This window comes from Streptomyces sp. NPDC042371, from assembly GCF_056437465.1.
Genome location: NZ_JBWKAP010000013.1, coordinates 204,267 through 229,470, shown reverse-complemented (window position 1 = coordinate 229,470; position 25,204 = coordinate 204,267). Strand labels below are relative to the sequence as shown.

General features: G+C 75.5%; 21 protein-coding genes. 9 read left to right on the top strand and 12 right to left on the bottom strand.

All coding sequences use genetic code 11. From position 1 onward, the window contains the following. Positions 1-189 precede the first annotated feature (189 nt). Complete coding sequence (gene wrbA, locus AC068B_RS33440) at positions 190-804, bottom strand: NAD(P)H:quinone oxidoreductase (RefSeq protein WP_468565877.1); 615 nt, start codon at positions 802-804, stop codon at positions 190-192. A 578-nt stretch (positions 805-1,382) separates the two neighbouring features. On the opposite strand from wrbA, the gene sigJ (AC068B_RS33435) reads away from it, so the two are divergent. Then, the gene (gene sigJ, locus AC068B_RS33435) at positions 1,383-2,318 is read left to right on the top strand and encodes an RNA polymerase sigma factor SigJ (RefSeq protein ID WP_478675286.1); all 936 of its coding nucleotides are present in this window, start codon (positions 1,383-1,385) and stop codon (positions 2,316-2,318) included. A 56-nt stretch (positions 2,319-2,374) separates the two neighbouring features. Here sigJ (AC068B_RS33435) and AC068B_RS33430 read toward each other — a convergent pair whose 3' ends face one another. Further along, positions 2,375-2,758, bottom strand: coding sequence for a nuclear transport factor 2 family protein (locus AC068B_RS33430; protein WP_468565873.1), 384 nt, complete (start codon positions 2,756-2,758; stop codon positions 2,375-2,377). A gap of 145 nt (positions 2,759-2,903) precedes the next feature. Here AC068B_RS33430 and sigJ (AC068B_RS33425) point away from each other — a divergent pair, with 145 nt between their 5' ends. Both sigJ (AC068B_RS33425) and AC068B_RS33420 read left to right on the top strand, forming a co-directional pair. Continuing rightward, positions 2,904-3,836, top strand: a complete 933-nt coding sequence (sigJ, locus tag AC068B_RS33425; RefSeq protein ID WP_478675285.1) for an RNA polymerase sigma factor SigJ — start codon at positions 2,904-2,906, stop codon at positions 3,834-3,836. A 129-nt stretch (positions 3,837-3,965) separates the two neighbouring features. After that, positions 3,966-4,439: a carboxymuconolactone decarboxylase family protein gene (locus tag AC068B_RS33420; protein ID WP_468565870.1), complete on the top strand. Its 474-nt coding sequence runs from the start codon at positions 3,966-3,968 to the stop codon at positions 4,437-4,439. 77 nt (positions 4,440-4,516) lie between these two features. Here the strand turns inward: AC068B_RS33420 and AC068B_RS33415 are convergent, their stop codons facing one another. Beyond that, positions 4,517-5,965 (bottom strand): multicopper oxidase family protein, encoded by a 1,449-nt coding sequence (locus tag AC068B_RS33415; protein WP_478675284.1) that lies wholly within the window; start codon positions 5,963-5,965, stop codon positions 4,517-4,519. A gap of 308 nt (positions 5,966-6,273) precedes the next feature. Between AC068B_RS33415 and AC068B_RS33410 the strand changes: the two genes are divergently transcribed. Together AC068B_RS33410 and AC068B_RS33405 are read left to right on the top strand one after the other, a co-directional pair. Continuing rightward, on the top strand, positions 6,274-6,753 hold the full coding sequence (locus AC068B_RS33410; RefSeq protein ID WP_478675283.1) for a cupin domain-containing protein: 480 nt from the start codon (positions 6,274-6,276) through the stop codon (positions 6,751-6,753). 146 nt (positions 6,754-6,899) lie between these two features. Next, positions 6,900-7,604 carry an esterase/lipase family protein gene (locus tag AC068B_RS33405; protein ID WP_478675282.1) on the top strand — a complete coding sequence of 235 codons (705 nt, stop codon included), beginning with the start codon at positions 6,900-6,902 and terminating at the stop codon, positions 7,602-7,604. Positions 7,605-7,617: 13 nt separating this feature from the next. Here AC068B_RS33405 and AC068B_RS33400 read toward each other — a convergent pair whose 3' ends face one another. Next, positions 7,618-8,487, bottom strand: a complete 870-nt coding sequence (locus tag AC068B_RS33400; RefSeq protein ID WP_478675281.1) for a helix-turn-helix domain-containing protein — start codon at positions 8,485-8,487, stop codon at positions 7,618-7,620. 462 nt (positions 8,488-8,949) lie between these two features. Between AC068B_RS33400 and fabG the strand changes: the two genes are divergently transcribed. Next, positions 8,950-9,654, top strand: a complete 705-nt coding sequence (gene fabG, locus AC068B_RS33395; RefSeq protein WP_478675280.1) for a 3-oxoacyl-ACP reductase FabG — start codon at positions 8,950-8,952, stop codon at positions 9,652-9,654. 117 nt (positions 9,655-9,771) lie between these two features. After that, positions 9,772-10,317 carry a ferritin-like domain-containing protein gene (locus AC068B_RS33390; RefSeq protein ID WP_468565860.1) on the top strand — a complete coding sequence of 182 codons (546 nt, stop codon included), beginning with the start codon at positions 9,772-9,774 and terminating at the stop codon, positions 10,315-10,317. Between the two features lie 36 nt (positions 10,318-10,353). On the opposite strand, the gene AC068B_RS33385 is transcribed toward AC068B_RS33390, so the two are convergent. From AC068B_RS33385 to AC068B_RS33375, 3 genes are all read right to left on the bottom strand, one after another. Further along, positions 10,354-10,719, bottom strand: coding sequence for a hypothetical protein (locus AC068B_RS33385; protein WP_478675279.1), 366 nt, complete (start codon positions 10,717-10,719; stop codon positions 10,354-10,356). Between the two features lie 46 nt (positions 10,720-10,765). Then, on the bottom strand, positions 10,766-11,020 hold the full coding sequence (locus AC068B_RS33380; RefSeq protein ID WP_478675278.1) for a hypothetical protein: 255 nt from the start codon (positions 11,018-11,020) through the stop codon (positions 10,766-10,768). 305 nt (positions 11,021-11,325) lie between these two features. Further along, positions 11,326-12,081, bottom strand: a complete 756-nt coding sequence (locus AC068B_RS33375) for a response regulator transcription factor (protein WP_478675277.1) — start codon at positions 12,079-12,081, stop codon at positions 11,326-11,328. Positions 12,082-12,356: 275 nt separating this feature from the next. Between AC068B_RS33375 and AC068B_RS33370 the strand changes: the two genes are divergently transcribed. Then, positions 12,357-15,626 (top strand): AAA family ATPase, encoded by a 3,270-nt coding sequence (locus tag AC068B_RS33370; RefSeq protein WP_478675276.1) that lies wholly within the window; start codon positions 12,357-12,359, stop codon positions 15,624-15,626. On the opposite strand, the gene AC068B_RS33365 is transcribed toward AC068B_RS33370, so the two are convergent. Then, positions 15,577-18,276, bottom strand: coding sequence for a BTAD domain-containing putative transcriptional regulator (locus AC068B_RS33365; protein ID WP_478675275.1), 2,700 nt, complete (start codon positions 18,274-18,276; stop codon positions 15,577-15,579). The two genes, AC068B_RS33370 and AC068B_RS33365, sit on opposite strands and share 50 nt — an antisense overlap. A 434-nt stretch (positions 18,277-18,710) precedes the next feature. On the opposite strand from AC068B_RS33365, the gene AC068B_RS33360 reads away from it, so the two are divergent. Further along, positions 18,711-20,159 (top strand): hypothetical protein, encoded by a 1,449-nt coding sequence (locus tag AC068B_RS33360; protein WP_478675274.1) that lies wholly within the window; start codon positions 18,711-18,713, stop codon positions 20,157-20,159. Between the two features lie 149 nt (positions 20,160-20,308). On the opposite strand, the gene AC068B_RS33355 is transcribed toward AC068B_RS33360, so the two are convergent. From AC068B_RS33355 to AC068B_RS33340, 4 genes are all read right to left on the bottom strand, one after another. Beyond that, entirely contained in the window at positions 20,309-21,310 is a 1,002-nt protein-coding gene (locus AC068B_RS33355) for an AfsA-related hotdog domain-containing protein (RefSeq protein ID WP_478675273.1), read from the bottom strand. 123 nt (positions 21,311-21,433) lie between these two features. Further along, the gene (locus tag AC068B_RS33350) at positions 21,434-22,474 is read right to left on the bottom strand and encodes a helix-turn-helix transcriptional regulator (RefSeq protein ID WP_478675272.1); all 1,041 of its coding nucleotides are present in this window, start codon (positions 22,472-22,474) and stop codon (positions 21,434-21,436) included. Positions 22,475-23,530: 1,056 nt separating this feature from the next. Continuing rightward, positions 23,531-24,502 carry an AIR synthase-related protein gene (locus AC068B_RS33345; protein WP_478675271.1) on the bottom strand — a complete coding sequence of 324 codons (972 nt, stop codon included), beginning with the start codon at positions 24,500-24,502 and terminating at the stop codon, positions 23,531-23,533. A 416-nt stretch (positions 24,503-24,918) separates the two neighbouring features. Next, positions 24,919-25,204, bottom strand: a 286-nt coding sequence (locus tag AC068B_RS33340) for a hypothetical protein (protein ID WP_478675270.1), incomplete at its 5' end; no start/stop codon positions are given.

The following is a 25,204-nucleotide window of genomic DNA, read 5'->3' as shown; positions in this document are numbered from 1 at the left end:
CCGCCAGCCGCGAATACACCAACCCCATCGAGCACATGCGCGCCCTCAGCATCGACACCCCCCACATCCAACGCGACTGGATCCCCTCCTGACCCACCCGCCGCACCGCGGCTGTGCATACGTGTGGGGGCCGCCGACCAGCAGGTCGGCGGCCCCCGTTCACCGGTGAGCCCGCGGGGGAGCGGGGGCTCAGAGCATCTCGCTGCGGCCTGCCTTCAGCGCGGCCGCGGTGTCCACCACGCGGCGCGCCTGGTGCCGGGCGGCCTGCAGCGCCACGTCGCCGGGCGCACCCTCGGTGGCCACGTGCGAGGTGCCGTAGGGGTTGCCGGACTGGAACTGGATGGGGTCGGTGTAGCCGGGGGGCACGATGATGCCGCCCCAGTGGTAGAAGGTGTTCGACAGCGCCAGGATCGTCGACTCCTGCCCGCCGTGGGCGGTGTTGCTGGCCGTGAACGCGGAGAACACCTTCCCGGCGATCTTGCCCGCGAACCACAGCGGGCCGGTGGTGTCGATGAACGCCCGCAGCTGGCTGGCCGGGTTGCCGAACCGGCTCGGGGTGCCGAACAGGACCGCGTCCGCCCAGGACAGGTCGTCGTGGGTGGCCTCCTCGACATCGGTGGTGGCCGCCCGGTGCTCGACCCAGGCCGGGTTGGAGTTGATCGCCGCGTCCGGCGCGGTCTCGGCGACCTTGCGCAGCCGCACCTGGGCGCCGGCCTTCTCCGCGCCCTCGGCCACCGCCTGAGCCAACGTGTGCACGTTGCCGGTCGCGCTGTAATAGATGATTGCAACGTTCACAGGTTCCACAGCTGTTTCCTTTTCTTTGCGTGCTCTATCAGGTGGTGCCAGGGGCGGGCCGCCCGAACGGGACGTGGCCGCACCCCTGTTGGGGATATTCGACCGGCCGGGGCCGGTCGGTGGAGCAGTCGGTAAAAGCGGAGAAAAAAGAGTGCGGGGCCCGGCCGGGCCGCCGCGGTCCGGTTCGCGGGGCGCCGCCGGCCGTGCTGCGCCGTCGGCGGCCCCCGCCAACCGGAGCCTGCACGGCCCAGGTCAGCCGCAGGCGCCCCAAGTCCGGGGCGAGGCCTTGGTCACCGGGCGCCCGCCGCATACGGCGGGCCCCGGCCCGGCTGGTGAGCCGCGGATCGAGATCAGATGCACGGGAATTCTCCTTCGCGGACGGTGCGCGGCTTCGAAAGAGCCCGAAGCCGCAGCGGAGAGCGGGGATTCCGGCACCGGACAACCGGGGGATGGGGCCCGGGAGGAATTCGATCTCCAGCCATACGACGACGCAGCCCGTTGTAATGTGAGGTGACGCGCGCCACCCTCAGGGCGACGCCTGATCGAACTGGTGAAGGCAGGGCGCAGCCAAGGGAGTTGGCGACACCATGAGCATGCATCTGGAGCCGGAGGACAGCCGGCTCGAACCGGGCCTGCGGGCCGTTCTCAGCGAGCGCCGGCAGCTGATCAACCTCGCGTACCGCTTCCTCGGCTCCCTGGCCGACGCCGAGGACGTGGTGCAGGAGACCTACGCCCGCTGGTACGCGATGTCCGAGGAGCAGCGGGACGCCGTCGCCTCGCCCGGCGGCTGGCTGACCACCGTGGCCAGCCGCGTCTGTCTGGACCTGCTCGGCTCGGCCCGGGCCCGGCGCGAGCGGTATGTCGGCGAGTGGATCCCCGAGCCGCTGCCCGACCGCATGGAGTGGATCAGCGGGCCCGCGGGCGGCACCGGCGACCCGGCCGACCGGATCACCCTGGACGAGTCGGTCAACATGGCCTTCCTCGTCGTGCTCGACGCGATGACCCCGGCCGAGCGGGTCGCGTTCATCCTCCACGACGTCTTCCACTACTCCTTCGCCGAAGTGGCCGAGATCGTCGGCCGCAGCCCGGCCGCCTGCCGCCAGCTGGCCTCCTCCGCGCGCCGCCGCATCACCGCCGCCCGCCGCCTCCCGGCGGCCGCCACGGCCCAACGCGCCGACCTGGTCCGCGACTTCAAGCAGGCCTGGGAGGCCAAGGACATCGAGGCCCTCATCGGGCTCCTGGACCCCGACGCCACCACCATCGCCGACGGCGGCGGCCTGGTCAGCGCCCAGCTGCTGCCGGTCACCGGCGGCGAGCAGATCGCCCACGTCTTCGCCGACGTGCTGGGCCGGGCCCCGGACCTGACGATCCTGGAGCGCACCGTCAACGGCCAGCCCGGCCTGGTCGCCCAGCAGGACGGCATCACCGTCTCGGTGCTGGCCTTCGACTTCGACGGCGACCGGATCAAGCACATCTGGGCGGTCCGCAACCCCGAGAAGCTGCGCCCCTGGACGGCGGGCTGACCTGCCCTCAGGACATCCGGCGCGGCCCCGGCAGCACGCCCGGGGCCGCGCCGCGCTCAGCCCTGCGGCGGCGGGGCGAGACTGACCTTGTAGCTCTCCAGGTGGCTGATCGCGTCCCCGACGAAGGTGAACACGTCGCAGAAGAGGAACTCCGCCTTGGCGCCGGTGGGCAGCGGCAGCGCCGCCCGCCCGGTGGCCACCACGGTGTCGCCCTCCTCGATCAGCCGGTCGACGGTGATCTCCGGCCGCTGCACGACGCCCTGGGCCGCGACCCCGTCCTTGTTCTGCACCACGGCCCGCAGCGCGTCCTTGCCCTGCACCCGGGTCTGGCCCAGGCTCTCCCACACCACGTCGTCGCTCACCAGGGACAGGACCAGCTCGTGGTCACCGCTGAGGACCCCGTCGCGGTACCGCTCCACGATCGCTTTGTGTTTGCTCATGCCATATGACTATTTGATACGGCTAGGAGAGCGCTGGAATCCTGCCAGAAGGCCCGCCCCGCCCGGGCAGGGCGACCTCACATTCCCACCGGCTGTCTCGTCGTAGGGATGACGGCAGATTCCGGCCAAGGGAGCAAGCGAGACGATGAGGACGCAGACCGCGCCAGACGACGACCGGCTTGAGGCGGACCTGAGCACGGTCCTGAGCGAACGGCGTCAGCTGATCAACCTCGCGTACCGCTTCCTGGGCTCCCTGGCCGATGCCGAGGACGTCGTGCAGGAGGCCTACGCCCGCTGGTATGCCATGTCGCCCGCCCAGCGCGAGGCCGTCGCCTCGCCCGGCGGCTGGCTGACCACCGTGGCCAGCCGCATCTGCCTGGACCTGCTCGGCTCCGCCCGGGCCCGGCGCGAGCGGTACGTGGGCGAGTGGATCCCCGAGCCGCTGCCCGACCACTCCGAGTGGATCAGCGGCCGCTCGGTGGGCACCGCCGACCCGGCCGACCGGATCACCCTGGACGAGTCGGTCAACATGGCCTTCCTCGTCGTCCTGGAGTCCATGACCCCGGCCGAGCGCGTCGCGTTCATCCTCCACGACGTCTTTCGCTACTCCTTCGCCGAAGTGGCCGAAAGCGTCGGCCGCAGCCCGGCCGCCTGCCGCCAGCTGGCCTCTTCCGCCCGGCGCCGCCTGCGCAGCGCCCAGCAGCCGCCCGCCGCCGCCACGGCCCGGCGCGCCGACCTGGTCCGCGACTTCAAGCAGGCCTGGGAGGCCAAGGACATCGGCGCCCTCATCGGCCTCCTGGACCCCGACGCCACCGGGCTGGCCGACGGCGGCGGCCTGGTCAACGCCGCGCCCCCCACCGGCGGCAGCGAGCAGATCGCCCGCTACCTGGTCACCATCACCGCCAAGGCGCCCGCCATGACGATCCTGGAGCGCACCGTCAACGGCGAGCCCGGCCTGGTGGTCCAGCAGGGCGGCGTCACCGTCTCGGTGCTGGCCTTCGACTTCGCCGGCGACCGCATCAAGCACCTGTGGGCGGTGCGCAACCCCGAAAAGCTCCGCCCCTGGACCACCGGCTGACCCGCGGCTGACCCCCTGCCCCGCACCGCACGGTGCGGGGAAACGGGCAGGTCACCGGGGTGGCTGTCACATCCGGGCGGGCCATCTGGTCTCAGCTGTGTACGCACCAGCACGGCAGAGGAGCCCACCATGGACGCTCGCTTGAACCTCTTCGACAACCCCGTCTCGGCCAAGTTCCTGAAGTACCTGGCCGCGGCGGGCAAGGCGGCCGCGGACTCGGCGCTGCCCGCCTCGACACAGGAACTGGTGCGGCTGCGCGCCAGCCAGATCAACGGCTGCGGCTTCTGCATCGACATGCACACCAAGGAGGCCGCGCACGCCGGGGAGAGCGCGGTGCGCCTCAACCTGGTCGCGGCGTGGCGGGAGGCGACGGTCTTCACCGAGGCCGAGCGCGCCGCGCTGGAGCTGGCCGAGCAGGGCACCCGGGTGGCCGACGCGGCCGGCGGCGTGAGCGATGAGGCGTGGGCGAACGCCGCCCGCCACTACGACGAGGACCAGCTCGCCGCCCTGCTGTCCACCATCGCCCTGATCAACGCCTTCAACCGGCTCAACATCCTGGCCCAGCAGCCCGCCGGGCACTACCAGGTCGGCCAGTTCGCCTAGCCGCCCCCGCACCCGGGGGGGGGAGCGGGGGAGCGGGCGGCCGCCCGCGGCCGTCACCGGCCGCGGGCGGCCCCGGTTCAGCTGATCTTCATGGTGGCCATCATGCCCATCGCCGAGTGGTCCAGCATGTGGCAGTGGTACACGTACGTGCCCCGGTAGCTGTCGAAGGTCGCCTGGAGCTTGACCGTCTCGCCCGGCGCGACGATCACGGTGTCCTTCAGCCCCGACTCATTGGGCGCCGGCGGCTTCCCGCCCCGCTCCAGGACCCGGAACTGCACCAGGTGCATGTGGAAGTTGTGCGGCACCCGGGGGTTGGCGTTGGTGACCGTCCACACCTCGCTGGCCCCGAAGCGGATGCTGGAGTCCACGCGCGCCGGGTCGTACATCTTGCCGTCGATGTACCCCTTGGGGTGCGCGACGCCCTCCTCCATCTTCAGCACGATGGTGCGCTCGTTGGTCGGCGTGGGCAGCGCCGGCAGGGACCGCAGCACCGTCGGCACCGAGCTGGTGTCGGTGGCCGTGCGCACCACGTCGAACCGCATCACCTGGCCGACCTGCTCGGCGGTGCCGGCGAAGATGATGCTGTTCTCCAGCACCACCTTGTCGCCCACCTTGTAGCGGGAGAAGTCGACGACGACATCGACGCGCTCGCCCGGCGAGAGGGTGACCGAGTCGGTGGCGTACGGGCGGGGCAGCAGACCGCCGTCCGAACCGATCTGGACGATCTCGCTGCCGTCCGCCAGCCGCAGCCCCAGGAAACGCTGGTTGGACATGTTCGCCAGGCGCAGCCGGTACTTGCGGGCGGCGACCTGGAAATAGGGGTAGGGCGCCCCGTTCACCAGCAGCGTGGAGCGCTGCTGGTCGTCCATGACGTACACGAGCTGCCCGGCCGCGTCGAAGTGCGCGTCGCGGATGGCGACCACCACGTCGTACTCGCCCTTGGGCAGCGGCAGCTTGTCCTCGATGCTGTCGGTGAGCAGGTAACTGCCGTGCAGCCCGCGGTAGACGTTCTCCGACTCCATGTGGTGGGCGTGGTCGTGGTACCACAGCGAGGCGTGCGGCTGCTTGTTGGGATAGGTGTAAAGACGGTCCCCGCCCGGGGCGAGGGTGTCCATCGGGTCGCCGTCGTTGGCCTGGGTGACCGAGGCGCCGTGCAGGTGCGACGAGGTGGGCACGTCCAGCTCGTTGCGGTGGCGCACGACCACGGTGCGGCCGCTGCGCGCCTTGATGGTCGCGCCGGGGAAGTTCCCCTCGTAGGTGAGCAGATCGGTCTGGATGCCCGGCAGGATCTCCTTGCGGACCCGGCGCATCGCGACGTCGTAGTGGTCGGTGGTCGCGGTGCGGAAGGTGGGTCTGAGCACCGGCATCTGGGGCATGGGTACGGCGAACAGCTCGGGTATCGCACTCGCCGCGGCCGGACTGGCCTTGGCGCGGTCCACGCCGAGCAGGGGGGTGAATGACGCCCCGGTGAGCCCTACGCCCGCGGCGGCGAGTCCTGTGCCGAGCAGACGGCGTCGGGTGACCATGGTGCCCTCCTATGTACGTGAGTGAAATGGGGGCATCCGCCGGGGCAGCCGCGTGCGTGACAACGAGCGCGGCCGCGTCAAGCCGTGCGGTGCCAGCGGTAGTTCACCAGGGGCGGCTAGAGATTCACTCGGATCCGCTTTGTACCCACCCGCCCCCCACGGCGCTGCGGTGACAGGAGCCGGTCGGCCCGGGGACGCCGGGACGGCCGCGGGAGGGCCAAACGGAACAGCAAGCGGAACGGCAAGCGGAACAGCAGGGCCGGGACAGGAAGCGGTGCAGCAGCGTGAGCAGGAAAGAAGGACGGCGTATGCCCATGACCGAGCCCGGCACCCCCGCCCCGGTCTTCCTCGGCCCCGAACAGACCGGCGCCCCGGGCCGCGGACCGGTCAGCCTGGTGTGGTCGCTGGGCGGCGACGCCCGCGACCTGGACGCCGCCGTCGTCCGGCTGGCACCCGGCGCGGACCTGGGCGAGCCCGCGAAGAGCGGGCACGGCATCCTGCTCACCGTGCTGGCCGGCAGCGGCGAACTCCGCCTGCCCGAAGCCCTGTTGCCGCTCGCCCCCGGCGCCCTGGCCTGGCTGCCCGCCCACACCGCCCACACCCTGCGCGCCGGTGCGCAGGGCCTGACCTACACCGCCGCCCACCGCCGCCCCGCCCCGGCCGCGCCCGGCGCCGGTGAGCCCGTCTGCCTGCTCGACCGGGTCTGCCCGCAGTGCGGCCGCCTGGCGGCCGACCGCGAGGCCCGCTTCTGCGCCCGCTGCGCCACACCGCTGGAGGGGGCCGGGTGAGCCCCGGCCGGGCCCGGGTGGGTCCTGCTCTTCTCATCTGACGCGCACGACCCCACAATCACCCCTGCGTCTGCGCGCGTCGGCGGCGCCGTGCCGTGTCGTGCCGTGTCCGGTGTCCGGTGTTCGGTGAGGAGGCCCTGGTGGCCATGGACAAGCGTGCCCGCCCCGCGGGACGGCTGCTGCTCGGCTGGCTGTGCGCGCTCGCCGTGCTGCTGCCGGCCGCGCCCGCCGCGACGGCCCGGGCCCCCGCCCCCGCGCCCCGGCCCGTGGTGTTCGTGCACGGCTACAACGCCGACCCCGGCGTGTGGGGGTCCCTGCGGGAGGACTTCAAGGCCGCCGGATACGGCGACGGCGACCTCTTCTCCTGGGGCTACGACACCAGCCGGTCGGTCAACGAGGACCTCGCGGGCCAACTGGCCGCCTACGTCGCCGAGGTGCGCGCCCGCACCGGCGCCGACCGCGTCGACCTGGTGGCGCACTCCTTCGGCAGCCTGGTCACCCGCTGGTATGTGAAGTTCGGCGGCGGCGCGCCCGCCGTCGCGCACTGGGTCTCGCTGGGCGGGCCCAACCACGGCACCACCACGGCCTGGGCCTGCGCCCTGTGGTCGCAGGCCTGCCGGGACATGACGCCGGGCTCCTACGTCACCGACCGGCTCGCCCAGGGCGACGAGACGCCAGGACCGGTGGCGTACGCGACCTGGGCCTCGGCCTGCGACGAGGTCATCAACCCCGACGACAGCGTCCCGCTGGCCGGGGCGGCCAACCACGGGGCCGGCTGCCTGGCCCACAACGACCTGCTGGGCGACGACGCCGTCTCGCAGGGGGTGCGGGCCTTCCTCGCCGCCCCCTGAGGCGTGCCGCTTCTCAGGCGGGTGCGGGCTCGAAGACCAGGATGAAGAACCGGGCGCCGGGCGAGCCCAGCGGCACCGCCGCGCACATGGTGACCTGCCCGGCCCGGGAGGGCAGATGCCGCGCGCAGCACCGCTCGGCGCCGCCCTGCGGGTCCGGGGAGCCGGTCCAGGGCATGCGCACCGGGCGGGTGGCCCCGCTGGGCTGGACGTAAGTGACCGGGTCCGTGCGGTAGATGGGACCGGCCACCGGGTCGGCCTCCACCTCCTTGTCCAGCTCCTGCAGGTCGCTGTTGCCCGGATACAGGGCCACGGCCTTGCGCAGCTGGGCGGCCAGCGGCCGGGCCCACTGCGTCTCCCAGTCCATCAGGTGGTGCTCGCGCGCCGCCTCCCGCAGCAGCATGTAGCGCATCAGGTTCCGGTCCGGCAGGGCGGGTGGTGCCCCCGGGGCGCGCGGGAACATGGCGAGGAACGCCTCGTTGCAGGCCTGGACGTTCCAGGCGACGTCGTTGACGTAACAGGGCCGGGTGACGCTGCGCACCGCCTCGTGCCAGGCGCCGTGGATGTCCTGCCCGGCCAGCGGGTCCTGCGGCCGGGGCGGCTCGTGGCCCAGCGCATAGACGTACAGCGCCGTCCGCTCGCCCTCCTCCAGGCGCAGGACGCCGCAGACCCGGTCCAGGAAGTCGGCGGCGGGGGAGGGCATTTCGCCCCGCTCCAGCTGGGCGTAGGTGCGCTCGGAGACGTACAGGAGCTGGGCGACCTGCGCCTGGGAGAGCCCCGGGGCGCGCCGCCCGCGGCCGGTGCGCGGGCGCAGCCCCACGGACGCGGGCTCCAGCCGGCTCCGCTTCCACCGCAGCAGCTGCCGCAGGGCGGCCTTATTGTCCACCGCTCGCCCTCCCGCCCGCCTCGCCCGCCCCGCCCGCGGCCGGTCCGCTTACCGGCAGGGCTCTTTCCTGAAATTCGGCAACAGGAAGAAATCCGTCCTGGTACCGGCCCCCGGGCGGCCCCCACAATGACGGCCTGGATCTCGCCGTACGGCGACCGACGCGGCATTCCCCGGCCGCCGGGGGGTGTTGACGTTGTCGCAGCGCGCTCCTCGCGCACCGGCGGCGCACCTTGGGAGTGCCCCCGCACTCCGCCGGTACGCCCTGGCCCTGAACCAGGCACCGCATCTGTTCTCCGCTTTCCCCCATGGCTCCGCGCGCGCCCCGACCGGCCCGGGAGCCACCCCTGTTCGTACTGAGCGGATCAGCTTGCAGGCCGCTCCTTGAGCGCCGCTGGAGGCGCCGTGCCGCGCGGCATCACGCGCGGCGCGCAGAGTACCCCGACACCTGCAGAGAGGTCACCCGTGTCCCGTTCCGTTCTCGTCACCGGCGGCAGCCGCGGCATCGGCCTGGCCACCGCCCGCGCCCTGCAGGCCGCGGGCGACCGCGTCGCCGTCACCTACCGCAGCGCCGCACCCCCCGAGGGGCTGCTCGCGATCCGCTGCGACGTCACCGACACCGCCCAGGTCGACGCCGCCTTCAAGGAGGCCGAACAGGCACACGGGCCCGTCGAGGTGCTGGTGTGCTGCGCGGGCATCACCCGCGACCAGCTGCTGGTGCGGATGAGTGAGGACGACTTCACCGCCGTCCTGGACACCAACCTCACCGGCACCTTCCGGGCGGTCAAGCGCGCCAGCCGGGCCATGCTGCGCGCCCGGGCCGGGCGCGTGGTGCTCGTCTCCTCGGCGGTGGCGCTGCGCGGCGAGGGCGGCCAGGCCAACTACGCCGCCTCCAAGGCCGCACTGGTCGGCTTCGCCCGCTCCATGGCCCGCGAACTGGGCTCCCGCAACATCACCTTCAACGTCGTCATGCCCGGCCTGACCGACACCGACATGATCAGGACGCTCAGCGACGAGCAGCGCGCGGGCATGGTCGGCCAGATCCCGCTGGGCCGCCTGGGTGCACCCGAGGAGACCGCCGCCGCCATCGCCTTCCTCGCCTCGCCGGAGGCCGGGTACATCACCGGCGCGGTCCTGCCGGTGGACGGCGGCGCCGGGATGGGGCACTAGGGCCGCCCCGCCGCCGCCCTCCACGGATGAATACGGGCATATGGGTACGGTCGGGACAGCGGGGCGCCGGATGCGGTCCGCCCGCTGTCCCGACCCACCCAGCAGAGAGCAGCAGCCATGGCCGAGTTCCTGACCGACATCAAGACCATCCGCGACCGGGCCCGCCACCAGATCGAGAAGGGCCCGGTGACCGACGCCTACGGCGCGGACCTGGAGCGCGTGCTCACCGTGCTCAACGAGGCCCTCGCCACCGAGATCGTCTGCACGCTGCGCTACAAGCGGCACTACTACACGGTCTCCGGCCTCTACTCCGAGCCGGTGGCCGCGGAGTTCCTGGAACACGCCCAGCAGGAGCAGGAGCACGCCGACAAGCTGGCCAAGCGCATCGTGCAGCTGGGCGGCGAGCCCGACTTCGACCCCGACACGCTCACCTCCCGCTCCCACGCGGAGTACGACGCCAGCACCGACCTGATCGAAATGATCAAGGAGGACCTGGTGGCCGAACGCGTCGCCGTCGCCGCCTACACCGAGATCGCCCAGTGGCTGGGGGAGGGCGACCCCACCACCCGCCGGATCTTCGAGGAACTGCTCGCCCAGGAGGAGGAACACGCCGACGACCTGCGCGGCCTGCTGGAGCGCATCCCGGCCGACCGCCGGGCCTGAAGCCCCCGCGGCCCGGCGCCGGGCGGGCCTGCGGCCTCAGCGGCTCTCCAGCCGCAGCGACACGTCCTTTTCCTGATCGCCCGAGGCGGAGCCCTCCTCGGTGACGGCGAAGGCCGCCGAGAGCACCGTGACGATCTGGTCGACCGCCACATAGCCGCCCTGCACCGCGGCGCTCACCGCGCCCTGCAGCGACGGCGTCCCGCCCGGCCCGCCGCCCGCCGGACGGGCGGTGTCGAACACGCCGCTCCACACGGTCGCCCCGCCCGGCCCGGCCGGGGCGGGGCCGCCGTCCCGGTCCGAGGCGTAGACCGCCCCGAGCAGGTCGAAGACGCGCCCGGCGTCGTCCGCCGCGCCGCTCAGTTCCACCGTGACCTGCGCCGGCCGTTCTCCCGTACCGCTCACCGCTGCTCCCTTTGCCTCGTCCTGCCCCTGTCCTGGCGCCGCGCCCTCACCCGGAGGGCTCCTCCGGCGCCGGGTCCTCGGACGGCGCGCCCGTCTCCCGGGCGCTGCCGCGCCGGCCGGTGCCGGCCTCGTCGGTGTCGGGCACGTCCGTGTCCGCCCCGTCGTCCGCGTCCGCCGTCGACGGTTCGCCCTGGGCCGCCTCCCAGGGGTCGGGTGCGCCGTCGGCCTGCTGGTCGGGCGGGTCCCTGGGCACCGGCGCGCTGCCGTCCGCGCCGGGGGATGCCGGTACCTGTCCACTCACGATGTCTCCTCTCGACCGCCGGGTCCCGGAATGCCGTGCCTTCGGCCCGGCCGGGCCGCCCGGAGCTGGGGTGCAGGTACCCGCGCAGGGCGGGACGACTCGTCCTGATCACCGTGGACCACCCGCGGCGGATCGGCGACACGGCGGCCGGCCCACGGCAGGCATGTCCCGCGCGATCGGGGACAACCGGGACCTATGAAGATCCTCGTCGTCCTCGTCGTCCTTGCCGTCGCCGCCGCCTGGTACCTGAAGTCCCACAAGCGCCGCTGAGCCCCGCCCCGCCCGCCGGGCCGGGCCGGGCGGGTTCAGTCCTGCCCGATGCGGAAGCCCACCCCGTGCACGGTGACGATCCACTCCCGTGCGCCGAGCTTGGCGCGCAGGCTGCTGACATGGGTGTCCACGGTGCGCCGGGACCAGGAGCCCGCCCACACCTCCCGCATCAGCCGGTCGCGCGTGATGACCGTCCCGGGCTGCGCGGCCAGCAGGTGCAGCAGGTCGAACTCCTTGCGGGTCACCGCGATCCGGCGCCCGCCCAGGCGCACCTCGCGCAGCGCCGCGTCGATGCGCAGCGCCCCGATCGACAGGACGGGGGAGGGCGGGCGGGGCCGCACCCGGCGCATCACCGCCTCCATCCGGGCCTGCAGCTCCCGCAGCCCGCACGGCTTGACCAGATAGTCGTCGGCCCCAGCCCGCAGGCCCCGCACCACATCCAGTTCGTCCCCGCGGGCGGTGAGCGCAAGGACCCCGGTGCGCCCCGAGGCGCCCAGCTGTCGGCACACCTGCAGCCCGTCCACGTCCGGCAGATCCAGGTCGAGCAGCGCCACATCGACGTCGATCGCCTCGTACGTCTCCAGCGCGGCGACGCCGTCGCGGGCCTGCTCGACCTGGTGCCCGTACCGGCGCAGGGCCTCGGCCAGCGGCCGGGCGTCCTCGGCGCGCGCATCCACGAGCAGGATCCGCCAGGCCGGGTGCGCCGGGTCCCCGGCAACGGCCCCGGGCAGCGGCATCTCCCGCCGCGGCACCGCGCGGGCGCTGGGCACGTCGGCCGGCGCCAGGCTCATGGCTCGCCTCCCAAGCGAAACAGACGTCAAAGACGGTTACGGGACGTCGGCCACCGTAGGAAACGCCGTGCCAGCTCCGGGTCAGCGCACCCACAGCACAACCCCAAGTACCCGCAGGAAACGGGCAACTGCGGGCACGGATTCGGGCAGGTGCCGGGCCGACCGCCGGTTGCGGGGCACCGGGAAATTGCTGCCGCGCAGCTTGTGCCCGGCCCCACAACCGCCCTGAGCCCCCCAGTGCGCCGGACACTGACCCCTACAGCCAGGGGGGCGCAATGCTGCGAGTCGAACTCGAACGCGAGCCACAGTGGGGCCAGTTGCAGGAGGCATGGCGGCGCTGCACGGCCGGGCAGACGGCCGTCGTGCTCGTCGAGGGCGCGGCCGGGTGCGGCACCACCCAGCTGCTGCGGCGCCTGACCCGGCACGCCGCCGACAGCGGCGCGCACATCCTGCACGCCCAGCCCGCCCCCGGCACCGCGCCGCCGCACGGCGTGCTGCGCCGCCTCCTGCACGCCCTGCCCGCCGACCTCCTGCCCCCGCACCCCGCGGCGGCGCGCTGCACCCCCGAGGAATTCGGCACCGCCGTGCGGACGCTGGCCGCCCGGGCGCCCGTCGTGGTGTGCGTGGACGACCTGCAGGACTGCGATGCGGCCTCCCTGGAGCATCTGGTGCACCTGAGCCGGAGCCCGCACCGCGCGCCGGTGCTGCTCGCCCTGGGCCAGATCCTCGGCGTCCGCGGGCCCCACGCGCCCGCGCCGGGCGCCCCGTTCCTGCACCACGAGGACTTCTGCCGGATCCGCGTGGACCGCCTGAGCCCGCGCGGCACGGCCCTGGCCGCCACCTCCGCGCCCGGCCCGGCCCCGGCGCTGCCGCCCGCCCGCCTGTACGAGCTGACCGGCGGCAACCCGCTGCTGTGCAAGGCCCTGCTCGACGAGGAGGCGACGCCGCCCGGCGAGGGCGGCGGGCCGGAACGGCCCGCCCCGGACGGGCCGTTCCTGCAGGCGGCCACCGCCTGCCTGCGGCGCAGCGGCCAGGCGGCGGGCCGCCTGGCCGAGGCCCTTGCGGTACTGGGCCAGGACGCGAGCGCCGAACGGGTTGCCCAGACGGCCGGGATCACCTCCCGGACGGCCGCACACGCCCGCGACGTCCTGGACAAGGCGGGCCTGGTCACCCAGTGGCACCTGCGCCACCCCGCCGTCGCGGCCGCGGTCCTGGCGGCAGCGACTCCCCACGCCCGCTCGGCCCTGCACGCGCGGGCCGCGCGGGTCCTGCACGCCCACGGCGCCCCGGCGGCCACCACGGCCCGCCGCCTCCTGCTGGCCCACGGCCCCCTATACGGTGCCGCCCCGGGCCACCCCGGCAGGCCGGAGCCGGACGGCTGGGCGGTGGCGGTGCTCGTCGAGGCCGCGCGGCAGGCGCTGGTGGAGGACGACAGCGCCGGCGCGGTGGACTGCCTGCGGCTGGCCCGCCGACTGAGCGCGCCCGGCACCGGCCGCCGGGCCCTGGACCTGCGGCTCGCCGAACTGGTGCGCCGCACCGATCCCGCCCGGGCCGAACAGCACCTCACCGAGCCCCTCCAGGCCCTGGACCGGGGCGAGCTGGACTACGGCCAGGCCGCCCTCCTCGCCCGCACGCTGCTCGCCCAGGGCCGCATCGAGCAGGCCGGAGCGGCGCTGGAACACGCCGAGCGACGCCGGGCGACGGGCGACCGGGGCGAGGACCCACTACGCGACCTGCTCCCCCTCACCCCAACCCACGCCGGGACCTCAGCCCGCGCCGATGCCGACGTCCATGCTGCCGCCCGCGCCGCCGCCGATGCCCGCGCCGACACCCGCGTCCGCGCCGGAACTTGTGCTGACGCCGATGCCCGCGCCCGCGCCGATGCCCACGCCGACACTCGCGCTGACGCCCACGTCCACGCCGACACCCGCACCCACGCCGATGCCGATGCCTATGCCCGCACCGACACTCGTGCCGACGCCCGCACCCGCACTGACACCGATTCCCGCGCCCACACCGACACTTACGCCGATGCCGACACTCGTGCGGGCATCCGCGCCCGCGCCGATGCCCACGCCCGCACCCGCACCCGCGCCGACGCCGATACCCGCGTCCGCGCTGACGCCCACGCCGACACTCGTGCCGCCGCCCGCACCCTCACTGACACCGATTCCCGCGCCCACACCGACACTTACGCCGATGCCGACACTCGTGCTGACATCCGCGCCCGCGCCGATGCCCGCGCCCGCACCCGCGCCGACGCCGATACCCGCACCCGCGCCCGCGCCGACGCACGCCCCCAAGCCCCCGCCGACGTCCACGCCGACCCCCGCGCCGTGCCCGCCCCGGACACCGCCCGGTTGCGCACCGCCACCGCGGTCCTGTGGCCTCCCGCGCCCGCCGGTCGGGACGAAGCGGTCGTCGAACGTGTCCTGAAGGACACCCCGTTGACGCACCACACCCTCGACCTGGTGCTCCGCGAGATCCGCAGCCTCGTCCACGCCGATCACAACGACCGGGCGCTCGTGTGGTGTCAGAAGCTGCAGGCCGAGGCGGACCGCCAGCGTGCCCCCGGCTGGTTCGCCGCCCTCGGGCTGCTGCACGCGCAGGCCCTGCTGCGCCTGGGCGATCCCCGAGGGGCCCGGCAGGCCGCGGCCGCGGCCGCCGAGGTCGTGGAGGAGCGCGGCGGGCTGCTGCGGTCCGCACTGACCGCGGTCGAGATCGCCGCGTACACGGCCACCGGGGAGTACGAGGAGGCCGCCCGGCGGCTCGAACCGCCGCTGCCCGACGCGCTGTTCGACAGCGTGTACGCGCTCGACCAACTGCGCGCCCGCGGCCACTACTACCTGGCCACCCACCGCCACACCGCCGCCCTCGCGGAGTTCCTCGACGCCGGCCGGCTCGCCCGGCGCTGGGGTCTTGACCATCCCCGGCACCTGCCCTGGCGCAGCGATGCCGCCCGCGCCCTGCTGCACCTGGGCGAGCGCGAGCGGGCCGCCCGCCTCATCGCCGAGCAGGCGGACCGGCCCACCGGGCGCGATCCCCGTCCGCAGGGCGCCGCCCTGCGGCTGCGCGCCGCGCTGGCCCCCCTGGCCGAGCGGCCCGCGCTGCTCTCCCGCGCCCTGGAGGAACTGCGCCGCTGCGGCGACCGGCTGGAGCACGCACATGCCCTGGCCGACCTGGCCGACGCCCTGCAACTGGCCGGGGAGGGCAACCGGGCCGGGATCCTGGCCCGCAGGGCCTGGCACCTGGCGGCCGACTGCGGGGCCCTGGCGCTGTGCGAGCGCATCCTGCCGGGCCGCACCGACCTGCGCACGGCCCGCACCACGGGCCCCGGCCCCTCGCCCGCCGGGGCGGCCCGGCTCACCGCACCCGAGCAACGGGTCGCGGCGCTGGCCGCGTTCGGCTACACCAACCGGGAGATCTCGGCGAAGCTGTACGTCACCACCAGCACCATCGAGCAGCATCTGACCAAGATCTACCGCAAGTTGGGCATCAGCCGGCGCAGCCAGCTGCCGCCGGATCTGGAGTACGACGGGTCGTGAGCGGGCCCGCGGACCACACGCCGGGGCGGACCTCGGCCCAGGCGGGGTGGGGCGCTCCGGCCGCGCGCAGCCGGTCGAGCCAGCGCCGCGCATAGGCCTCCAGGCGGCGGTCGCCCAGGCGGCCCGCCAGCGTCAGGCAGTGCTGGAAGTGGGGGCGGGCCGCGGCGCTGCCGGTGGTGTGCAGGGCGTGCAGGGCCAGGACGCGGCGGGCCTCGTAGCAGCCGCGGGTGTCCTCGGGCGTCTCGCGCAACACGGGTGTGACCAGGCGGGCGGCGCTGGCGGCGGCCCCCGCCTCTAGGTGCAGGTCCGCCAGGCCCGCCAGGATGCGCCCGCGCTCGTGGGGGGCGGCGCCGCTGTCCGCGGCGCGCAGGGCGCGCCGGTAGAAGTCGCGGGCGGCGTCCGGGCGGTGGCGCTGCCAGGCCAGGTCGCCCAGCGAGCGCAGCAGTCCCGCCGCCGCGCCCTGGTCGCCCAGGCGTTCTGCGGCGTCCAGGGCCAGGGTGTGGGTGTGCTGCCAGGCCTCCCAGGCGGCCGAGGCCTCCAGGGAGGCGGACATGGCGGCGGCCAGCCGGACGGTCTGGGCCCACAGGCCCGCCGCATGGGCCTGGCCGGTCAGGGCGGCCAGCGCGTCCCGGCGGTCGGCCGACCAGGCGGGCGCGGGCAGTTCGCCGTGACCGGCGGGCCGTGCGGCCAGCGACCGGACGGCGGCCGCGCACAGCCGGGCCAGGGCCGCGCGCAGCGGGGCGCCGGGGCTCTCGGCGGCGCGCCGCTCGGCGGCCAGGAGCCGGGTCAGGACGGGGAATCGGTGGCCGTGGCCCTGCGGCCCGGGCCCCAGCAGGCCCGCCCGGGTCAGGGAGTTCAGGGTGTGCTCGGCGGCCTCGGGCCGGACGCCCAGCACGGTGGCGGCGTCCTCGCGGGTGAAGGTCCCGGCGGGCAGCAGGCTCAGCAGCCGGGCCGCGCGCAGGTCGGCCTCGGGCGCCGCGTCGTACACCGCGCACAGCTGGCGGTGGCCCGCCTCGTCCAGGGCGTGCAGCTCGCCCAGCCGGGTGCTCTCCGGGCGCAGCCGGGCGGCCAGCAGGGCGGGGGAGTGGTGGGGGTGGGCGGCCAGGTGCCGGCCCAGGGCGCGCAGCGGCCCGGGGAAACGCCCGCACAGTTCAGCCAGTTCAGCCAGTTCAGCCAGTTCGGAGTGTTCGGAGTGTTCGGCCGGTCCGTCCCGTTCGGCCGGGGGCTCGGCCGGGCCCGCCCAACCGGTGTGCGCGGGGTCCGGGGCGGGGGCGGCGGGCGGCGGGGTGCCCGTGGCCGTCAGCAGCTGCCGGGCCTCCGGGGCGTCGAGCGCGTCCAGGGCCAGGGCGGGGCCCGGCAGGTCGGGCAGGGCGGGGCGGCAGGTGACCAGGAGCAGGCTCTGCCCGACCAGCGGGGTCAGGGCCCGCAGCGGCCCGGCATCGGCCGCGTCGTCCAGGACCAGCAGGATCCGCCGCCCGTACGTCAACTGCCGCACCGCCTCGCGCAGTTCCTCGCCGGAGCGGGGCGCGGGCCCGGCGGCGCCCAGCGCGGCCAGGAGCTGGACCAGCACCTGCGTGCTCTCCAGCGGCCGCCCGTCGCCGCCGCGCAGCCGCACCAGCACCCGCCCGTCGGGAAACGCGGCCTTGGCCCGGTGCGCGGCGGCCACGGCCAGCGCGGTCTTGCCCGCCCCGGCCGGTCCGGAGATCTGCAGACAGCCGCCGCCGGGCCGGGCCAGCCACGCACCGAGCCGCGCCAGCTCCGCGGCCCGCCCGGTGAACCCCCCGTCCGGGGAAGGCAGTTGCTCCACGGGCGCCGGGGCCGGAGCGGGCGCCGCGGCCGCGGCCCGCGGCAGGTCGGCGGCGGCCGGGCGGGCGGCGCCGGGGCGCAGCAGGGCCCGGTCGCCCGCCAGGATGCGGTGCTGCAGCCGCCGCAGCCGCAGGCCCGGCTCGATGGCCAGCTCCTGGACCAGGGTGTGCCGCAGCCGGCCGAACACGTCCAGGGCGTCCGCGGGCCGCCCCGCCCGGTACAGGGCCACCATCAGATGGGCGTGGAACTCCTCGTGCAGCGGCAACTCGGCCGCCAGCACCTGCAGTTCGCCCAGCAGCTCCTTGTGGTGGCCCAGCTGCAGCCCGGCCCGCATCCGCTGTTCCAGCGCGGCGATGCGCACCTCGTGCACCCGCACCGCCGCGGCGGCCAGCACGGCGCCGTGCGCGGTGTCCGGCAGCAGCGGGCCGCGCCACAGGGCCAGCGCCCGGCGCTGCAGCGCGGCGGCGGCCGCGTACTCGCCGCGCTCCAGCGCCTCCCGGCCGCTGTGGTGCAGCGTCTGGAAGGCGGCCAGGTCCAGCTGGGCGGGGTCGACCTGCAGCAGATAGCCCGGGGCGCGGGTCAGCAGCGCCGCCCCGCCGGAATCCGGCTCCACCTGCCGCAGGAGCTTGCGCAGCTGCGAGATGTAGACCTGCAGGGTGGTCAGCGCGGTGCGCGGCGGATGCTCGCCCCACAGCTCGTCGACGAGGGTGTCCACCGACACCACCTCACCCGCCCGTACCAGCAGGGTCGCCAGCACGCCGCGTACCTTGGCCGCGCCCGGCGTCACCGGGTGCCCGTCGGCCGCGCGGCGCACCTCCAGTGGCCCCAGCACCCTGAACCGCATCCGCCCCTCGCCCCCTTGCCCGCCCGGCGCGGGACGCCCGGCCCGGCGGGGGGCCACCGTAGCCGGGCCGGGCCCCCCGGCATCGGACGCCGGTGCCCCTGTCCGCCCGCCGGGAGCCCCCTGACCCCGGGCGCGGCAGCCGACGCGGGCGTGCCGTGCCGCAGGCCGCCCCCACCCTCCACAAGCCTCCCTTTAGCCGAACTGGGCAGGGTACGGAACGTCACCACCAAAGTGCCCGGCCCCGGCCGGGCAGCTCCGCGGGGGCCGGTGGGCCGTGGGCCGGCCGACGGGCACGCCGCGGCCCCGGTGGCGCCCGCGACCCGGGGGCGCGCACGTGGCACCGGACAGGGCCGCCCGCCCCGGCCCGCCGCCCGCCTCTGCTGCCTCCCGCCGCAGCCGGGATCCGAGGAGTTCACCGAAGGAGACACCGGCCCATGACCACACCGCCGCGGCCCTCGCCCGCCCAACGGCTGCACGCCCTGCACACGGACGGCCGGCTGGCCGCCCGCTGGCCCGAGGTGGCCCCGCTGCTCGCCGAGGCCACCGACCCCGGCGGCCGCGACAGCGCCGAGGTCCTGGAGGAACTGCTGGCCTGCGGCCGGATCCTGGCGGCCGTGGACCCGGCCGAGATCCTCGCCCGCCACCCGGGCACGCCCCTGGCCACGATCACCCTCACCGGCCACGCCGCCCTGCCCGACCTCGGCGGCCCGCTCGCCGCCGAACTGGCCCGGCACGGCATGCCGCTGCGCCTGGTCACCGGCGAGCGCGGCGCCTATCTGCGCGACCTGGGCGATCCCGGCGGGCAACTCACCCACGTACGAGCCGATCTGACGCTGTGTCTGCTGGATGCCGGTGCCGTCTTCGACGAGCTGGGCGTGCCCTGGAGCCTGGAGGACGCCGAACCGGCCTGCGCCCGGCTGGCCGCCCGGCTGCGGGCGCTGGCCGCGGCCCACGCGCAGCACGGGCAGGGCACCCTCGTCCTGAACACGCTGCCGCTGCTGCGCCACCACACCCACCAGCTCACCGACGAGCGCCAGCGCACCCAGCTCTCGGCGATCTGGCGCGACCTCAACGCCGGGCTGCTGCGGCTCGCGGCCACCCATCCCCGGCTCGCCGCCGTGGACCTGGACCCGCTCATCGCCGAGACCGGCCCGGCCCGCGACGCCCGCACGGCCGCCCGGACCGGCACGCCCTTCACCGACGCGCTGGTGGCCGCCTACGCCCGCGAGGTCGGCCACCTGCTGCGCGCGCGCCGCGGCCCGGCCCGCACCTGCCTCGTCCTGGACGGCGCCCTGTGGGCCGGACTGCTCGACGAGCCGACGGGCGGCCCCGGCCCCGGCGGTGCTCCCCACGCCGCGCTGCACTCCACCCTGCGCCAGCTCGCCGCCCAGGGCGTCCTGCTCGCCGTCACCGGCCGGGGCGAGCGGCCGCCGGACCGCCAACTCCCGCCCGCCCAAACGCACATGCACCCGGACGGGGGCGACCCAGCTGTCATCGACACCGGTGCGCGGCCCCGGGACGCCGGTGTGCGCGAGGTCGCGCGGCGGCTGGGCATCGACATGGCCGGTCTGGTTCTCGCCGACCCCTGCGAGAACGCCTGCGCCCGGGTCCGCGACCGCCTGCCCGCCGTCGCCGTCATTTCCCTGGGCGCCGACCCGGCCCTGCACGTCGAGCGGCTGCTGCAGGACGGCTGGTTCACCGCCCCGCTGCCCGCCCCGCCGGGCGGCGCACGCCGCGCCCCCGAGGGCACGGAGGCACCGGCCACCAGCCCCCGCCCGCCCGCACCCGCCCGGCCCCCCTCGCCCCGCACCACCACGCCCCGCCCATACGAGGCAACGCTCCACGCCCTGCACCCGGTCCGCCCCGCCCCGGCCGACGGCTGAGCAAGCGGCCACCGGCCCGCCCGCCGGACCTTGTCCCCGCGCCCGCCGGGCCGTGCGCCCTCGCGTCCCGCCCGTACCAGGCAACGCCCCACGTCCACCGTATGGTTCGCCCCGCCCGGCCACCGGCCCGCCCGCCGGGCCGGGTGCCGTCAGAAGTCCTCCACCACCGTGACGACCGCCTCCAGGACGGCCCGGCCCGTCTGCGCCAGCGTCAGGGTGACGGGCACCTGGCGGCGGCCCTGGGCGTCGCGGTCGCACGGTCCGGCCACCGCCGCGCACCGCATCGGTGCCGCGGGCTCCGCGTAGCCGCGGAAGTGGACCTCCAGCGAGGACAGGGCGCAGCGGTCTGGGGCGAACCGGTGGCTGCGCCCGGCGCACAGCAGGGCCGTCTGGCGCAGCGCCTCCAGCTGCACGGCGGCCGGTACGTGGCCGTGCTCGGTGACGCGGGGCAGCGGCCAGTGCGCCGGGGGGCGGATGCTCGCCGACAGCCGCCCGTGGGCCGCCTCGGACGGTGCGTGCACCAGGACGTTGCCCGGGGCGGCGCGCCCCACCTCGGCCGGGTCCACCTCGGCCGGGTCCGCTGCCGTCCGCCCGCCGCCGGTCGCGGCCGGTTCCCGCCGGGGTGAAGTGCGGCCGAGCGCCTGGTGGTTGCGGTACACCACGGGGGGCAGGAAGACGACGTTGGCGGTGCCCGCCCCGCACGGCCTGTCGTCGAGCCGCAGGTCGGTGCGGAACTCCAGGGCGCGGGGCACCCCGTCGATGACCTTGTCGGGGCGCACCCGCAGGAGTGTGGTCAGCAGCGCGGGGGAGCCGGTGCCGGTGTCGCGCCAGGCGGCGATGTCGGGGGTGCGCACGGCGAAGCGGTAGAAGACGCCGGTGCGGTTGGCCGGCACCCCGAACAGGCTCTGGCCCAGGAGCTCGCCGATCTCGCGGACCATCTCGGCGCCCGCCTGCAGGTCGTGGAAGCGGCGCGGCCCGTCGCCGAACACCGGGTGGCCGCGCGGCAGTTCGCCGGTGAGGGCGAACTCCGCCTCGCCGCCCGCCGGTCCGGCCGCGTCCGGGGGCTCCCACGACGGCGTCCGCTGGACCAGGCGCAGCGTGCCGTGTTCCCGCCCCGGTGCACCGGCCGGCCGGTCCTGGTCGTCGCGCACGCGCTCACCCCCTCCCGCGGCCCGGGGGCGGCGCGCCGCGGCGTCGCCCCTCGCCTGGCGACAGCGTCGCCTCGCACGGCTGGGCAGAGCCAGGAAGGTCAGCTGGCAGCAAGCTGTACGGCATCAAGTCCCCGCCCCCTCCGGGCCCGTGGCGCTCTGGGCATCGCCGGGGTGCGGCCGGCCGACGGCCTCGTCCAGCGCCCCCGACAGGGCCACGTTCACCCCCGCCTGGAAGCGGCTGGTGGCATCCAGGTCGTCCATGATCTCGGCGATGTGGCGGCGGCAGGTGCGCACCGACATGCCCAGGCGGCGGGCGACCATCTCGTCCTTGTAGCCCTGGGCCATCAGCTTGATGATGGACCGCTGCACGTCGTCGGTGATCGCGGTGTTCTCCTCCGCGTCCGGCTCGAAGACCGTCCCCCTGGCCCACTGCTGGTCGTAGAGCTTGCACAGGAACGCCACCAGGGTGGGCTCGCGCACGACGATGGCCCCCGGGCGCCGGTCCAGCTCGCCCTGCTCGGGCAGGAACACGATCTCCCGGTCGTAGATGATCATCCGGTCGATCAGCTGGTCGGTGGTGCGCACCTCGGCGCCGGCCGCGCTCACCTCGCGGATGTAGGCCGTCGAGGCCGGGTCGTTGCGGACGGTGTGCTGGTAGAGATGCTCGACCCGGATGCCGCGCGCGAGCCGCTCCAGGGTGCGCCTGCGGGCGCCTTCGAGCAGGTGCGGGGGGCGGGGGCCGCCGGGCTGGACGGTCAGGGCCTGCGTCTGGCAGCGCGCCCCGAAGTCCTCGATCATGACTTCCAGGACGCTGATGTTGGTGATGACGTCGAAGGCCTCCATGCGGTTGCGGCTTCTGCGGCTCTCGAAGTACACCGGCAGCAGGGACAGCAGGCTGCTGCGCGTACCGGAGACCGACTGCTGCAGTTCCCTGATCCGCTGTTCGGCGGGGCCGACCAGATCCGCGGCCGCGGCGTCCGGGCTCGCCGGGGCCAGCGTGTCCCCGTCCCCCGGTACGGGGTGGAGCAGCCGCAGGTCAAGCAGGGTGCGCGAGATCCGCGCGGTCTCCTCATGCGTCAGCCCGAGGGCGGCCGCGATGGCCTGGGGCGCGTACTGGCCAGCCTGCACCGCGGTGCGGTAGGCCGCGATGGCCCGTTCGTCCAATTCATGGAGACGGGGTTCAGAAGGGGAACATTCAGACATAGCCGTAACAGCCCCCGTCGGAAAGAGAATTAGTTGCCATGCAACTTTACGCCACTGGCCGAGTCATAGCCGAGAATGGCCGGTGTGTGCAGACTGGTCGGCGGCCGGACAACTCGGCATCGACTTGGGGGATAGTCATGAGGATTTCCGGAATGCGGAGAGAGGTTGTTGGGGTGCTCGTGGTCATCGGCGTTTTGGGGGTGCCGGCCGCGGGGGCCGCACACGCCCACACCGCGCCCGGTGGCACCGTCGCCGCGGTATCGGCGCAGGAGACGGCACAGGCGGTCGGGCCCGGGGACGACGGATGGGGCTGACCTCGCGCTGATGCCTGCGGACGACTGAAGGGGCAGGCCACCGGAGTACGCGGTGGCCTGCCCCTTCGCCTGCGCAGCGGCGCCCGGGGCCGCCGCGGGGGTGCGGGTCCTGCGTTTCTCCCGGCCGCGCCGACCGGCGGTCCAGCGATAATCCACTGGTTCTCGAGTGCGGGGATGCGCTGCCCGGTGCCCCTGGGCGGCGGGTGCGGGCGTCGGGCGTTTGCCGTGTATTCCGCTCCCCGGAATGAGGCATTCTTCTCCGGTGTTCAACCGGGGCCCCAAATGATCAGTCAACTGCTTCTTTCGGGATGTAATAGCCGACGGCCGCCGGGATTTTCCGCAGCGTGCGGCGGAAAGCATTCCGCATAGCGTCCCGCGGCGGCCGCCCAACGAAATGGCAGAGCCCTGCCGTGCCCGGCATGACCAGCGCCTTCACCGCAGGACCGGGCCGCTTTCCCCGGACCCGGCCGACCGCGCCGCACCGTTCCGTGTGCGCCGCCGCGCCGCGCACGGAACGGGCCTTGGCGCGGTGGCCGGAAGCTGCCGCTGTCTCCCCGGCGCCGCCACCGCGCACCTCCCGCGCCCGCACCTCCCGCGCCCGCCGCCGTCAAAGCCCCCGCGGCCCCTTCCGCCGCGCCGTCTCACCGCCGCGCCGCCGCGCCGCCGCGCCGCCGCGCCGTCGCGCGCGGGTGCGCCCGCCCGCTCAGGCCAGCCGGGCCGGTGCCTGCGCCGCGGCCTCCAGCGCTACCGGCCTGCCGCCCTCGGGCACCAGGACGACCGGGTCGGGGCCCGGCCGCACCACCTCGCCGACCACGGCCGCCTCGCGCCCGCACGGATGCGCCCGCACCGCGGCGAGCAGCGCGTCGGCGGCCTCGGCGGCGACCACCATGAGCACGCAGCCGACGGTCGCCGCGTGCACCGGCTCGACGCCGAGCGCGTCCAGGGCGACCCGCGCCTCGTACTGCACCGGCAGCGCCGCCTCCCGGATACGCAGCCCCTGGCCCGTCTCGTCCGCGTACGCCCCCAGCGCGGCCGCGAGCCCGCCGCGGCCCACCGTGCGCACCGCCCGCAGCGCGCCGTGGTGCACCGCGTCGCGCGCCCGGTCGAGCAGCCCGGTCAGCGGGACGCAGCCGTCCGGGATCACGCTCTCGTGGCCCAAGCGGGCCCGTACCGACAGGACATGGGCGCCGAAACCGCCGAGCGCGGCGCTGACCACGAGCCGGTCGCCCGTCCCGGCCCGCACCGCCCGCGCGGCGGGGGAGCGGCGCACGCCGATGCCCGTGGTGTGCAGGTAGATCTGGTCGGCCTCGCCCGCCCGCACCACCCGTGCGTCGACGTCCACGACGCGCACCCCGGCGGCCTGCGCCGCCGCCCGCACGGAGTCCGCCACCTGCCGCACCCGCCCCAGCGCGAGCCCCGCCTCCACGACCGCCGACAGCGACAGCCCCACCGGCACCGCACCGGCCGCCGCCAGCTCGTTGACGGTCCGGCACACCGCGGCGTGGCCGATGTCGCCGTCGCCGTAGAAGGGCGGATCCACGACATGGGCCCCCGACCACACCACCGGCACCCCGCCCTCCAGCGCCGGGCACGGCCCGTACGCCTCACCGAGCGCCTCGCGCAGAAACAGCCGCAGGCTGCCCGCTCCGCCCGCCCGGTCGTCGGCGAGCCGCACCTGGGCCGTCCGGCTCCGGGCCGCGGCTGAGATTGAGGTCGAGGCTGAGGCTGAGGCTGAGGTCGAGGTCAAAAGGGTCACCTCTCTACTCCTACGGGGCCCCGGCTTCTGCGGCAGGGGCGCGGCCGCCCCGGTGGGGTGAGGGCGGCGCGGACAGGGGGAGGGGCGGGGCATCCCGGGGGGCGGGCCGCCGGGGATGATCCGGCGCCCGCGCGATGCCGGGCCGGGGCGCCCTTGCCGGGCAGGTCGGAGCGCGGGCCCCCTGGGGCATCGCGCAGGCGCGGTCAAACAGGGCGCGGCCAAGCAGGGCACGACGGGCCGGTCCCACGGGGCGTCGCGCCCCGCTGCGGGCGGGTCGCCCGCCCGGGTACCGGCGCGTCCGGCACCCGCGCCGCGCCAAGGGCCGCCACGGCACGTCACCGTCTCCGGCGCCACGCCCGAGCAGACCCGGAACCCGGGGAGTCACGGACCTCCTCCACGGTGTCCCCGGCGCGCGGCCGCACGCCGAGGGCCTCGTTGCCATCGTGCCCGTCACTGACGGGGCGCCGGTTGGGGCGGGTGGCTGGGCCGGGGCGCTGCGGGCTGTCCCGTCCGGCGGCGGGCAGGCGCGGCCGCACGCCGAGGGCCTCGTTGCCATCGTGCCCGTCACTGACGGGGCGCCGGTTGGGGCGGGTGGCTGGGCCGGGGCGCTGCGGGCTGTCC

Bases quoted from the DNA above. Each gene is read 5' to 3' on its own strand.
- sigJ (WP_478675286.1), top strand. From the start codon at position 1,383: ATGAGCATGCATCTGGAGCCGGAGGACAGCCGGCTCGAACCGGGCCTG.
- AC068B_RS33430 (WP_468565873.1), bottom strand. From the start codon at position 2,758: ATGAGCAAACACAAAGCGATCGTGGAGCGGTACCGCGACGGGGTCCTC.
- sigJ (WP_478675285.1), top strand. From the start codon at position 2,904: ATGAGGACGCAGACCGCGCCAGACGACGACCGGCTTGAGGCGGACCTG.
- AC068B_RS33420 (WP_468565870.1), top strand. From the start codon at position 3,966: ATGGACGCTCGCTTGAACCTCTTCGACAACCCCGTCTCGGCCAAGTTC.
- AC068B_RS33415 (WP_478675284.1), bottom strand. From the start codon at position 5,965: ATGGTCACCCGACGCCGTCTGCTCGGCACAGGACTCGCCGCCGCGGGC.
- AC068B_RS33410 (WP_478675283.1), top strand. From the start codon at position 6,274: ATGCCCATGACCGAGCCCGGCACCCCCGCCCCGGTCTTCCTCGGCCCC.
- AC068B_RS33405 (WP_478675282.1), top strand. From the start codon at position 6,900: ATGGACAAGCGTGCCCGCCCCGCGGGACGGCTGCTGCTCGGCTGGCTG.
- AC068B_RS33390 (WP_468565860.1), top strand. From the start codon at position 9,772: ATGGCCGAGTTCCTGACCGACATCAAGACCATCCGCGACCGGGCCCGC.
- AC068B_RS33375 (WP_478675277.1), bottom strand. From the start codon at position 12,081: ATGAGCCTGGCGCCGGCCGACGTGCCCAGCGCCCGCGCGGTGCCGCGG.
- AC068B_RS33370 (WP_478675276.1), top strand. From the start codon at position 12,357: ATGCTGCGAGTCGAACTCGAACGCGAGCCACAGTGGGGCCAGTTGCAG.
- AC068B_RS33365 (WP_478675275.1), bottom strand. From the start codon at position 18,276: ATGCGGTTCAGGGTGCTGGGGCCACTGGAGGTGCGCCGCGCGGCCGAC.
- AC068B_RS33360 (WP_478675274.1), top strand. From the start codon at position 18,711: ATGACCACACCGCCGCGGCCCTCGCCCGCCCAACGGCTGCACGCCCTG.